The sequence below is a fragment of the Pseudarthrobacter sp. HLT1-7 genome (assembly GCF_059383435.1).
In genome coordinates this window covers 131,327-143,356 of record NZ_JBWZCH010000008.1, presented here as the reverse complement: position 1 = coordinate 143,356, position 12,030 = coordinate 131,327, and the positions used below count along the sequence as shown (strand labels likewise).

12 protein-coding genes are annotated in these 12,030 nt (G+C 66.4%); 3 read left to right on the top strand and 9 right to left on the bottom strand.

Features of this window, described 5'->3' with window-relative positions:
- Position 1: 1 nt before the first annotated feature.
- The 7 genes from AC50X6_RS10255 to dinB all read right to left on the bottom strand — a co-directional run bounded on the left by AC50X6_RS10255 (position 2) and on the right by dinB (position 8,230).
- Positions 2-1,663 (bottom strand): UDP-N-acetylmuramoyl-L-alanyl-D-glutamate--2,6-diaminopimelate ligase, encoded by a 1,662-nt coding sequence (locus AC50X6_RS10255; RefSeq protein WP_494966112.1) that lies wholly within the window; start codon positions 1,661-1,663, stop codon positions 2-4.
- A 130-nt stretch (positions 1,664-1,793) separates the two neighbouring features.
- Positions 1,794-3,596, bottom strand: coding sequence for a peptidoglycan D,D-transpeptidase FtsI family protein (locus tag AC50X6_RS10250; protein WP_494966111.1), 1,803 nt, complete (start codon positions 3,594-3,596; stop codon positions 1,794-1,796).
- Between the two features lie 54 nt (positions 3,597-3,650).
- Positions 3,651-4,307: a cell division protein FtsL gene (ftsL, locus tag AC50X6_RS10245; RefSeq protein ID WP_494966110.1), complete on the bottom strand. Its 657-nt coding sequence runs from the start codon at positions 4,305-4,307 to the stop codon at positions 3,651-3,653.
- Positions 4,304-5,302: a 16S rRNA (cytosine(1402)-N(4))-methyltransferase RsmH gene (rsmH, locus tag AC50X6_RS10240; RefSeq protein ID WP_494966109.1), complete on the bottom strand. Its 999-nt coding sequence runs from the start codon at positions 5,300-5,302 to the stop codon at positions 4,304-4,306. The genes ftsL and rsmH overlap by 4 nt, the downstream gene beginning before the upstream one ends.
- A 189-nt stretch (positions 5,303-5,491) precedes the next feature.
- The gene (mraZ, locus tag AC50X6_RS10235) at positions 5,492-5,920 is read right to left on the bottom strand and encodes a division/cell wall cluster transcriptional repressor MraZ (protein WP_494966108.1); all 429 of its coding nucleotides are present in this window, start codon (positions 5,918-5,920) and stop codon (positions 5,492-5,494) included.
- 405 nt (positions 5,921-6,325) lie between these two features.
- Positions 6,326-6,700 carry an SCO2097 family morphological protein gene (locus tag AC50X6_RS10230; protein WP_494966107.1) on the bottom strand — a complete coding sequence of 125 codons (375 nt, stop codon included), beginning with the start codon at positions 6,698-6,700 and terminating at the stop codon, positions 6,326-6,328.
- A gap of 255 nt (positions 6,701-6,955) precedes the next feature.
- Positions 6,956-8,230, bottom strand: coding sequence for a DNA polymerase IV (gene dinB, locus AC50X6_RS10225; protein ID WP_494966106.1), 1,275 nt, complete (start codon positions 8,228-8,230; stop codon positions 6,956-6,958).
- A gap of 74 nt (positions 8,231-8,304) precedes the next feature.
- Between dinB and AC50X6_RS10220 the strand changes: the two genes are divergently transcribed.
- Both AC50X6_RS10220 and AC50X6_RS10215 read left to right on the top strand, forming a co-directional pair.
- The gene (locus AC50X6_RS10220) at positions 8,305-8,841 is read left to right on the top strand and encodes a hypothetical protein (RefSeq protein ID WP_494966105.1); all 537 of its coding nucleotides are present in this window, start codon (positions 8,305-8,307) and stop codon (positions 8,839-8,841) included.
- Complete coding sequence (locus AC50X6_RS10215; RefSeq protein WP_494966104.1) at positions 8,838-9,932, top strand: polyprenyl synthetase family protein; 1,095 nt, start codon at positions 8,838-8,840, stop codon at positions 9,930-9,932. The genes AC50X6_RS10220 and AC50X6_RS10215 overlap by 4 nt, the downstream gene beginning before the upstream one ends.
- 12 nt (positions 9,933-9,944) lie before the next feature.
- Here AC50X6_RS10215 and AC50X6_RS10210 read toward each other — a convergent pair whose 3' ends face one another.
- Complete coding sequence (locus AC50X6_RS10210; RefSeq protein WP_326968353.1) at positions 9,945-10,298, bottom strand: Rv2175c family DNA-binding protein; 354 nt, start codon at positions 10,296-10,298, stop codon at positions 9,945-9,947.
- A gap of 150 nt (positions 10,299-10,448) precedes the next feature.
- Positions 10,449-10,778 carry a hypothetical protein gene (locus AC50X6_RS10205; RefSeq protein WP_326968352.1) on the bottom strand — a complete coding sequence of 110 codons (330 nt, stop codon included), beginning with the start codon at positions 10,776-10,778 and terminating at the stop codon, positions 10,449-10,451.
- Here AC50X6_RS10205 and AC50X6_RS10200 point away from each other — a divergent pair.
- Positions 10,777-12,003 (top strand): lytic transglycosylase domain-containing protein, encoded by a 1,227-nt coding sequence (locus AC50X6_RS10200; protein ID WP_494966103.1) that lies wholly within the window; start codon positions 10,777-10,779, stop codon positions 12,001-12,003. The two genes, AC50X6_RS10205 and AC50X6_RS10200, sit on opposite strands and share 2 nt — an antisense overlap.
- Positions 12,004-12,030 lie beyond the last annotated feature (27 nt).

Here is a 12,030-nt window from a genome sequence, read left to right as displayed (position 1 = left end):
TTTAGGACTCTATCCGCTGGTCTTCGAGAACGGTGAATCCCCGTGCTGTCAAGGCGGAACGGAGTTCCACCCTGTCGTCCAGGGCGAGGTTGACGCCCTTGACTTCCTGCCACACCTCGTGGCCCCGGCCCGCGATGAGGATGGTGTCGTCCGGCCCCGCGAGGTCCACGGCCTTCCGGATCGCGGCTGCGCGCGGGAAGACCTCAAGGATGGTGCAGTGCAGTCCCCCGCGCTGCCGGGCCGCGACGGCGCCGGCCAGGACGCCCGCGCGGATGGCCGCGGCGTCCTCATCGTGCGGGTCGTCGTCGCTGATGATGACCGTGTCCGCCAGCCTGGCGGCGATGGCGCCCATAGCCGGCCGTTTGCCCTGGTCGCGCTGGCCGGTGGCGCCGAAAACCACGATGACCTTGGAGCCGGACTCCGCGGACCGGACGGCCTCGAGCGCACGGGCCAGGGCATCCGGGTTGTGGGCGAAGTCGACCACCGCGGCGGGGGCCGTCGAGACGAGCTGCATGCGTCCCGGGACGGCGACGGTAAAAGGGTCATGGCGGTCCAGGGCCGCCTGCACGGCGGCGGCGTCGTGCCCGCCGGACAGCACCATGACAGTGGCCAGCGCGGCATTGGCTGCGTTGAAACTTCCGGGGAGCCCGCTGTGGACCTGCAGTTCTGTGCCGTCGAGGTGCCGGAGCGTGAACTCGGTGCCGAGCCCGCGCGGGGCCGGGTTGTTCACGGTCCAGTCTGCCACTGCGGACGCAGCCGCGGCCGCGGCCGGGGACGTTGCCAGGGTGGTGACCGGAATGCCGGCGGCGGCCGCGAGTTTCATGCCCCACTCATCGTCCACCGTCACGACGGCGGCGCGGGCGCGCCCGGCGGTGAACAGCTGCGACTTGGTCTGAAAGTACTGGTCCATGCTCCCGTGCAGGTCCAGATGGTCCTGAGTCAGGTTGGTGAAGCCGGCAACATCGAACACCACCCCGTCCACGCGATGGAACGACAGCGCATGGGAGGAAACCTCCATGGACGCCGCATCGAGGCCGCGTTCGCGCATCAGCGCGAGCAGGGCATGGACGTCGGTGGATTCCGGCGTGGTGAGCAGGCTGGGGATCGGTTCGCCACCGGCCAGGATTTCGATCGTCCCGATCAGCCCGGTCTTCTGGCCCAGGGCCTGCAGGAGGGCGTTGATGAAATAGGTCGTGGTGGTTTTGCCGTTGGTGCCGGTGACGCCGTACAGGGCCGGTGCGGACGCGTCCGCGGGCCTGCTCCGGTAGATCAGGGCGGCCAGCGCCCCCACCAGGCTGCGGGGTTCCCCGGCCAGCAGCACCGGAACGGAAATCCTGTTCGAGCGCGCGAGCAGGCCTGCGCCGGCGTCGTCCGTCAGCACCGCGGCCGCCCCCGCCTGCACCGCCTGGGTCACAAAGTCGGCCCCGTGCCGGGTGGCGCCCGGCAGGGCGACGTAGAGGTCCCCCGGCTGCACGGCACGGGAGTTCAGCGAGATCCCGGTGACCGGGACGGAACCTGAATCCGCGGGAACGACGACGCCGATCAACGCACCGATCGTGGCCAGCGGCACTGCGGTGACCGCAGCAGGCCGGAATTCCGACGTGGAGTCCGGGCCGGACGCCGCGGACACGGCGGACGCGCCTGGGGCTTTGAACTCTGACAAGTAAATCTCCGTAAGGTGGTGCCAGCGGATCCTGCGCTGCGCACGGAAGAATGCTCCGGCCCGCAGGCACTGTTGCTGGTGCTTGGTACAGGTTCGATAATGATGCTTTGGCGGTGGGACCCGCCGGGTACTATTTGGCGAACTGCGGCAACCTGACGGGCTCGCCTGTGGACGGCTGGACGTTGTACGTCCGCAGTGCCTGGCTCATCACGGACCGGAACACCGGTCCGTTGGTGATTCCGTAGATGCTGCCCTTGGGCCGTTGCAGGACCACCTCAACAATAAACCGCGGATCCTCCATCGGCGCCATCCCGATCATGGAGGCTGTGAAACCGCAGAACCCGGATTTGCCGTCGTCGCAGGGCGATTCCGAGGTTCCCGTCTTGGCGCCCACCCGGTAGCCGTCGATCCCGGCGTCCTTGATCTGGCCTTCGGTCACGGCGCTCTCGAGGATGTCGCGGACCTGCCTGGCGGTGTCGCCGGAGACGATCTGCCGCGACGGCTGGGCCGGGACCTTCTCCTCGGTGCCGTCGGGGCTGATGTAGCCGTCGATCAGCCGCGGCTGGAGCATCACCCCGTTATTGGCGATGCTTTGAAAGGCCCGGACCGTCTGGAGCGTGGACTGCGAGACGCCCTGGCCGAACAGCACGGTGTACTCCTGGCGTCCGTCCCACTGGTCGGCCGGGGTCAGGATGCCCGTGGCCTCCGCCGGGAGACCGATGTCCGGGGCCTCGCCGATGCCGAACTTCCGCAGCCAGTCATGGCGCTGATCTTTGCTGAGCCGCTGACCCGCCATGACAGTGCCGGTGTTCATCGACCAGCCAAGGATGCCGGCCAGGGTCCGGTCCTCGGTGCCGTGTGCGAAGGCGTCGTTGAAGGTCTGCCCGTCCACGGTGTACGACGGCGGGATGGTGAACTTCTCCAGCGGGCTGGACTTGCCTTCCTCGATCAGCGCGGCGGCCGTGATCATCTTCTGCACCGAGCCGGGCTCGTAGGCGGCGGTGACGGCCCGGACGCCGCGGTCCCGGGCGTCGACCTTGCCCGGGTCATTGGGGTCCGGGGAGTTGGTGTCCGCCATGGCGATAAGGTTACCGGTCTTGATGTCGGAGACAATAATGACGCCCCACTCGGCGCTGAGCTTGTCCCGCTGGCTCTGGATGGCCTGCTGGGCAAAGTACTGCAGATCCGCATTGATGGTGAGTCTGATGTCCTTGCCGTTCACCGCCGGGGTCAACTGGTCCACGCCGACCGGGATGCGCAGCCCGTCGGCACCGATTTCGAAAAGCCGCTTTCCGCGGGAGCCCTTGAGGACCTCATCCTGGGTCTGTTCGAGGCCGGCCTGGCCGGCCTCGCCGTCCTTCAGGAAACCGACGATCCCGCCGGCGACGGAGCCGTTGGGGTAAACCCGCTTGCTGGTGCCTTCGGTTTCGATGCCGGGGATCTGCAGTTTGGAGATGCGGTCTTCGACATCCGGCTTCACATCTTTGGCGACGATGTAGTAGCGCTGGTCCCCGGTGAGGGCGTCCTTGACGGTGTCCTTGTCCATGCCGAGCAGGGAGGCAAGCTCGGCGATTGCCTGGTCCCGGGAGACCTTGACGAGGGCCTCCTTGCCGTCCACGGTTTCGAGCCGGCGGAATGTCTCGGTCTTGGTGTTGACGGTCTGGTCCACAGCGATGTTGTAGCGGATCACGCTGCTGGCCAGGACGGCGCCGTTGGCGTCAAGGATACTGCCACGTTCGGCGGGCAGCTCCACCGGGGTCAGGCGGTTGTTGAGTGCCGCTTCGGCCATCCCGCCGACGTCGAGTCCCTGCACCAGGAACAGCTTTCCGCCGACGACAAGCAGGAGCGTCAGCATCAGGCCGAGGCCCAGCCGCAGCCGCTTCGTCGCGCTTGGCGCTTTATCCTTGCGTACCTTGCCGGTGTTCTGCGCCACGATGTTCCCTTGCTGCTTGCCTGGCTTGTGGTCCGTCGGGTGGTCCGTGCCGGGCTACTGTCCCGGAACTTTTTGCGCCGGAGCCGGAACAGATCCGCCGTGAAGTGCCGCAGCCGGCGGAGCCGGGACCGCCTCTGCCGCCGGCGGAGCTGACGCCGCCGCAGGCGCGTTTTCCACCGGCTTGCGGTTCGCGAGCGGCTCATTCACGGAAGCCGGGGGTACAACGCTGAGCTGGCCGGCAACGGCCGGGGCGGCGATGACGGCGCCGGGGGCATCGCCTTTCACCGCAGGCTTGGCCTTGCCAGTGACAGCCAGGGTGGAGAGATCGATCTGGCCCTTTGCGGTGGACGCCACCATGCCAAGCTCCGTAGCCTTCGCGGCAAGGTTCTGCGGAGCATCAAAGTTCTGTACCTGCTGGGTCAGATCCTGGTTCTGCTTCGTCAGCGTGGACTGTTCACTCCTGAGCTGGACCAGCTGGTATTGCGCGCTGGACACCGAGATGTTGAGGACCAGCACCGCCATGAGGGCCACCGCGAGAAGTCCGAAGCAGAGCACCACGAACGGGGCCCGGCGCCGCCGGGGTGCCGAGCGGACCACCGAAAGCGGTGTGCGGGATTTCCGGGCCGGGCTGGTGCCCGGATTGATCTCCGGCAGGGCGCGGGCGGTCGCGCCGGTAGCAACGGGGAATCTGTTGACGGCAGCGCTGCTCACGCGGATCTCCTGGCTTTGATTCGTTCCACGGCGCGGAGCCGGGCGGATGCGGCCCGTGGATTTTCGGCTATTTCGGCGGGTGTAGGCACCTCGGTGCCCTTCGTCAGCGACTTAAGTTCGGCCTTATGCTCCTCCAGCTCCACCGGGAACCCGAGCGGGGCGGAGGATTTTGAGCCGGCCTGAAAGAAGCCCTTGACGATTTTGTCTTCCAGCGAGTGGTAGGACATCACCACAACGCGGCCGCCGCGGGCAATCGCGCCGATGGCGGCGGGGATGGCGCGCTCCAGAACGTCGAGTTCTTCGTTGACCTCGATCCGGAGGGCCTGGAAGGTGCGCTTGGCGGGGTGTCCCCCGGACTTCGCGGCGCCGGCCGGGACAACGCCGCGGATCTGCTCGACAAGCTCCCCGGTCGTGGCGAACGGCTTGACGGCGCGTGAGGTGACGATTCGGTTGGCGATGCGGCCGGCGAACTTTTCCTCGCCCCATTTCCGGATGATCCGGACGAGGTCCTCTTCGCTGTAGCTGTTGACGACGTCGGCGGCGGTCTGACCCGTGCTCGTGTCCATCCGCATGTCCAGCGGAGCGTCGAAGGAGTAGGCGAAGCCGCGTTCCCGCTCGTCGAGCTGCAGGGAAGAGACACCGAGGTCCATCAGGACGCCGTGGATCTCTGTGAACCCGAGGTCCCCGAGGATCTCCGGGATTTCGTCGTAGACCGCGTGGATGAGGTCGATCCGGTCGGCGAAGGGCCTGAGCCGCTCCCCTGCCAGGGCCAGGGCCTCCTCGTCGCGGTCGATGCCGATCAGGTGCAGGTCCGGGAAGCGCTGGAGCAAGGCCTCGGAGTGTCCGCCCATCCCCAGGGTGGCGTCTATGACCACCGGAGATTCGCCGCGGCCGCGTGCAGCCTCGAAACCCGGAGCCAACAAATTGATGCACCGGTCCCTGAGGACCGGTACATGCCGTTCGGACGTGGGCTTGGCCTGGTCAGGGTCAGTCATGCCTGCGTCCTTTCGTTGTCCGGGCTGGTGGTGGCTTCGCTGGTGCTGTGGCCGCTTCTTGATCCAGATCCCCATCCGCGCCTACCCTGCGTCCGCCTGGCTCCGGGGAAGTGAGCCAGGAAAACAACCGGGTGGGCGGCTGGAGATCTCGGTCAAGAATCGTTGCGTGCTGGTGGATCCGGTGGGGATTCAGAGAATCCCCGGTATGGCGTTATCGGTCTCCGAGAAGGCCGTTTCCTTTTCGGCGAGGTACTCGTTCCACGCTTGGGCGTCCCAGATCTCCGCGCGGGTTCCGGCACCGATGACGGCCAGTTCCCTGCCGAGTCCTGCGTATTCCCGGAGCGCCTGCGGAATGGTCACGCGCCCCTGCTTGTCAGGTACCTCGTCGGAGGCTCCAGAAAGGAACACCCGGATATAGTCACGCGCCTGCTTGTTGGAGATCGGAGTCTCCCGCATCTGCTCGTGAACCCTGCCGAACTCCGCCTCGCTGAAGACGTAGATGCAGCGTTCCTGGCCCCTTGTGAGAACCAGTCCGCCGGCAAGCTCCTCACGGAACTTAGCGGGAAGGATGATTCGCCCCTTTTCGTCCAGACGCGGCGAATGTGTGCCGAGAAACACGGCCCACCGCCTGTCTGTTCGTAGGAAGCTCAACGTCCCCCGTGCTGCCACTACCCTCTTACGTCCTCCACATTACTCCACATCCCTCCACAGTCAACGACACGCCGAAGATATGTATACCAATTCGTGGGAATGCGTACCCAAAGTTCGCCGCAATGGCAGGGAACTGGGCCTGGTGGCGGGTTGTGGAGGGATTTTGGGCACACCGGGGCCTTTCCGGGCCAGGAACTCGCCGCCGGGCCGCCCTGAGCGCCCCTGCCGCCCGCCGGCACCTCCGGTGCCGGCGAAATTCCGGCAAATTACCGGGCCATCGGGCGTTAAAGAGCAAAAGACCCGCCGAAGCGGGTCTTTGCGTTTCTCCCGGACACCAAAGTGGCGGGGAATGGAGGAGGGGAAAAGGTGCGGTCAGGGGTCCCCGCGGTGCCTTTCGTCCCAGCGTTCCTCCAGGTTGCTCATAAAAGAGCTCCGGGGCTTGCCGGGCTTCCGGCCCGGAGGAGCGGCGTTGTCCTTGCCGGCGGATGTACCCCGCATCGTGGCGTAGTAAACGCCGGCACCCATCACAACAAAGCCAAGGACTCCGACGATGATGATTTGAACCGTGACCCCGAATAGCAACAGGACGATGCCGGCCAGAGTGGCCAGCACGCCGATGACCAGGTGGCGGGTGGACCATGAGCGCCCCGCGTCAGAACCCATCGAGCTGGCGAACTTGGGATCGTCCTCATGCAGCTGCTTCTCAAGTTGCTCCAGCAACTTCTGTTCGTGCTCCGAGAGCGGCATCACGACCTCCTTAAGTCGGCTAACGTCCAGACTTGACGCGACCAGTGTCCTAAACCCACAACGTCCGGGATTCCCGGGTGGTTCCCATTCGCCGTCGGCGGTCGAAGAGAAGCGTCCGCGGTCCCGTTCGCAGTGGTTCAGCTGGTCACGTATGCGTCCGAACGCTCGCTCGAGTCGTTCTAAACCTACGTACTAATAAGGATAGTTTGTTGCGCCCGCTTCTGAAAGAGACTGTCGGCTCTACAAGGGGCCGGATCAGCCGGAACCGCCGCCCGGATCCAGCAGCCGGGCCGGCAGGACTGATTTTGTGCCGAATTTCCGGGTCACGGCATCCAGCGCCTGCTCCGCCGCGCGCCAGTTGTCATCGCGGCGGTCCAGGCTCAACTGCAGGGGGGCACTGGCGGCTTCTTCCAGCTGCTCGGCCCGGATGCCCACGAGCCGCACCGTCATGGGGCGGTCGCCGACGGACTCCAGCAGCTGGACCGCCACGGCATAGAGCAGCTGCGCACTGTCGATGGGCGTGCCGACCGTGCGGCTGCGCGTGATGGTGGAGAAATCCGCGTAACGCAGTTTCAAGGCCACGGTCCGGGCGTGCATGCCCGCACCCCGAAGCCGTTCCGCCGTCCGGTGCGAAAGCCGCAGCAGTTCCCGGTGCAACAGTGCCTCGTCCGCGGTGTCCACGGCGAAGGTCTCCTCGGCGCCGATGCTCTTTTCCGGCCGGACAGGGGTCACCGGGCGCGGGTCGATCCCCCACGACAGCCGGTATACATGCTCCCCCGGGGCGCCGAGAACTTTGCGCAGCGATGGCAGCGGCGACGCCGCGACGTCGGCCACCGTGCGGATGCCCATTCTGGCGAGCACCTCGACTGTCTTGGCGCCGACCCCCCAGAGCGCGCTGACGGGCAGGCTGTGCAGGTACGGCACGGTCTCGTCCGGACCGATCAGCAACAGGCCATCCGGCTTGCACCGCGTGGACGCGATTTTTGCAACAAATTTGCTCGCCGCGATGCCTACGGACGCCGTAATGCCGAGTTCATTGCGGACTCTGGTCCTGATGAGTTCGCCGATCTGCCGGGGCGGGCCCAGCCGCCGGATGGCTCCCCCGACGTCGAGGAAGGCCTCGTCTACGCTCAATGGCTCAACGAGTTCGGTGATAGACCCGAAGATCTCCATGATCTGGCCGGACACCTCGTAATACAGCTTGTGCCGGGGTTCGATCACGATTGCCGAGGGGCACATGCGGGCCGCAATCACCATGGGCATCGCAGACTTCACGCCGAAGGCGCGGGCCTCGTAGGAGGCGGAAAGGACTACCGAGCGGTCCGCGGGGTAGCCCACGATCACGGGCTTGCCCACCAGGGCGGGACGGTTGCGCAGCTCGACGGAGACAAAGAAGGCGTCCATGTCCACGTGCATGATGCTGCTGCGCCGGAGTTCCCGGAGAGTTGCGTCGCTGAGCCGGCCGGCTGCAGCGTTCCGGGACTGCTTAACGGGTTGTTCCTGCTGCTGTTTATCCCTGTCCGGCCCCACAACTTCAATCCTATGCCCCGGGACTGGCTAAACTGGAGGCTGAATCCGGCGTCAACACCAGGAGGAAAGTCCCTGTGAAGGTTTTTGGAGAGCGTAAACGTGCTGCAGCTGCGGCTATTGTGGCCGGGACGCTGCTGGCCGCCCTGGCCGCTTGTACGCCCGCTACCCCCGGGACCGTTTCCCCGGGTTCCTCGTCGACGGCGGCCGTGCCGTCCTCGGCCCAGCCCTCCACCACCGCGCCGGCCGGTCCCTCGGCAGAGCCCGGCACCTCGGCAACGGTGGGCGCAATGGTTCCCGGTTTCCCGCAGACCCTCCTGCCCCTGATGCCCGGCGCGAAGGTGGTCTCCAGCAGCTTTGACAAGACCACCGTTCCGGCGACCGCGGCACTGGTGGGGAGCATTGCTTCGCCGGCAGCCGCCGTCGTGGCCTTCTACACGACCGCACTGGAGGCACAGGGCTTTAAGGCCGTTCCCGGCGAGACAGTGGGCACCCTGCCGTCCAAGGACTTCCTCCGCGGCGACAGCGAGACGGTCAACATCTCCGTGATGGAAACCGCCGGAACCTCTACCTTCACCATCGGCGCGAACGTCGCTGCCGAGTCTGTCAAGTGACCCTCGCGGAACAGCTGCGCCTCGAGCAGACTGCATACGTGGCCGCCGTCGCCGGCAAGCTCACCGAGTTCCTGACCACCCGCCAGGCCGTGATGTCCTCGATCTCCCGGGACATCGATCCGCTGATGGGATCGATCTCGAACCTGGTCACCGGCGGCAAACGGCTGCGGGCGCTCATGTGCTACTGGGGCTGGCGCGGCGCGGGCGGGGAGGAAGGGGCCGACGAAGTGGTCACGGCCGGCTCTGCCCTGGAGCTGTTCCAGGCCGCGGCGCTTATCCACGACGACATCATTGACCGCTCGGACACCCGCAGGGGCGGTCCCAGCGTGCACCGGCGCTTCAGCGAGCTGCACACGGCCCAGGGCTGGGCGCTGGACAGAGAACGGTTCGGCCACGCGGCCGCAATCCTGACGGGGGATCTCTGCCTGTCCTTCAGCGAGGAATCCTTCACCGAAATCGGCGACCGCGCCGCATCCGGGAGCCGGGCCCGCCTCATCTTCAACCTGATGCGCGCCGAGGTCATGGCCGGCCAGTACCTCGACATCCTGGAGGAGGTCGCCGGCCCGCGGCGGGACCGTGCCGGTGCGGTCAACCGCGCCCAATCCATCATCCGATTCAAGTCGGCCAAGTATTCCACCGAGCACCCGCTTGCCCTCGGCGGTGCACTTGCCGGCGCACCGGATGAGCTGCTGCGCGGCTACTCGGCCTTCGCCCTTCCGCTCGGCGAGGCCTTCCAGTTGCGGGACGACGTACTGGGCGTGTTTGGCGATCCGGTCACCACCGGAAAACCGGCCGGGGACGATTTGCGCGAAGGCAAACGGACGGTTCTGGTGGCTCTCGCCCTGGACCAGGCAACGCCGGCCGAATCGGCCTTCATCGATGCCAAGCTCGGTAGCCCCGATCTTGACGGGGCGGACGTGGATGAGATCCGCCGCATCCTCGTGGATTGCGGCGCGCTGCAGGCCACGGAAGTACTGATCGAGGAGTTTGGCCGAGCGGCCTTCTCAGCCCTGGAGCTCCTGCCGCTGGAAGAGCTGCCCAAGACGGCGCTGCGGAAGCTTGCCGAGGTCACCGTCAGCCGCACCGCCTGAACCCTGCCGGTGCTACCAGGCCAGGGATTGTGCCCGGCGTCGGATTTCCGTCTTGCGGCCTTCGCGCAGTGCATCGATCGGCCGGCCGCGCAGGGATTCATCCGGCGTAAAGAGCCAAGTGATGAGCTCCTCATCCGAATAGCCGGCGTCAGCGAGGACCACAATGGTCCCCTTGAGGCTCTCCACGGCGTGCCCGTCCAGAACGAATTCCGCCGGGACGCAACGAATCCGCCGTTCGCCGACCCTCAATGCAGCCAGCGCGCGTTCATCCAGCAAGCCATGGACCTTGGTAATGGAAACGTCCAGAAGCTGGGCGACATCGGGCAGGGGCAGCCATTCGCCCACGAGGCTTTCTACATTACTCACGAATCAAGATTGCCACGGCAGGTCCCCCTGCGCCTAGTTGGCTCCGGGCATCCTCACGGGCCGAGGGGGAGCGGCGGCAACCCAGGTGCGTCGACACTCCGCAAAATCCGGTTTGCAGAATGTCCGAGCGATCTTGTGCTAATTGCCAATTCATGAGAGATTCACATGGATCACATTTGTAACAGCAATAACATCAGTCACACTGGTAACACCAGTGACATCAGCCTGACCTGCAGCGTTCACCGCTGAGAAGAGGATTTTTCCCATGACGACGTCTCGTTCGCCAAAGCCCCACCCGCGGCCCAGCCTGCCGATGATCGCGGCCACGACGGCGGCGCTGCCCGCCGTCATTCTTTCTTCTTTGGCGCTCGCCCAGCCCGCGGCGGCCGAGTCCCGGCCGCGTGCCATCCCGGCAACACTGGCCGCAGCAATGAAGGCGCAGTCACAGGCGCAGACAGCAAAGTCATTGACGTCGGCCATGATCCCGGCCCTTGCCGTGTCCGCAACGGTCCCCGTATCTTTCCGGCCCACCCAGGCGCCGGCACCGGCTGAGTACACGATCGCCCGTGGCGACACCATCAGCGGGATCGCCGGCAAGTTCGGCCTGGATACCTACGCCGTCCTGAAGCTGAACAACCTGCAGTCGAACACGATCATCTACCCCGGACAGAAGATCAAGCTCGGCGGCACCGCCACCACTCCGGCCCCGGCGGCACCCGCACCCTCGGCTCCAGCGCCGGCAGGTCCGAGCGGCGGCAGCAGCTACACCGTAAAGTCGGGTGACACGCTCAGCGCCATCGCGGCCCGCCACGGTGTCAGGCTCTCCGAGGTCTTCGGCTGGAACGGGCTCAACATGGGCTCCATCATCCGCCCGGGCCAGCAGATCAAGATCGGCAACGGCGCCACCGCTCCCGCGCCGGCCGCCCCCGCCCCGGTGACCCCCGCCCCGGTAGTGCCGGCGTCCACACCTGCTGCCCCGGCCCCGGCCCCGGCCCCGGCCCCGGCCCCGGCGTCAGGTTCGTACACCATCAAGTCCGGGGATACGCTCTCCGGGATCGCGGCCAGGAACGGCGTCAGGTTGTCCGACGTCCTCTCCGCCAACCGGCTGACGATGAGCAGCATCATCCACCCCGGCCAGAAGCTGGTGATTCCGGGCGCATCGACCGGGCCGGCCCCGATCGCGCCGGCATCCAGCCAGCCCCCGGCTACGCCTGCGCCGCTGGTGCCCAGCACTTTCCTCGGCTTCAGCTACCCGGCCGCCGTGGTCAGCTCGGCAAACGAGAACAAGGCACTGTTGAACGCCTCCCCCGTCCCCAGCCGCGAACAGATGAAGGGGATCGTCGCGGACACCGCCCGCAAGATGGGCGTCGATCCGTCCCTGGCACTGGCCTTCGCCTTCCAGGAATCCAGCTTCGACCACCGCTCGGTCTCCCCGGCCAACGCCATCGGCACCATGCAGGTCATCCCCTCGTCCGGCCAGTGGGCCTCGGACCTCGTGGGCCGCAAACTGAACCTGCTGGACCCCTACGACAACGCCACAGCCGGCGTCGCCATCATCCGCCAGCTGACCCGCACGAGCAAGGATCTGGACACCGCCATCGCGGGCTACTACCAGGGCCAGTACTCGGTCAGCAAGTACGGCATGTACGACGACACCAAGCGCTACGTGGCGTCCATCAAGGCCCACCAGAAGAACTTCGGCTAAGGCTCAGGGCCCCGCGGGCCAGGCGCA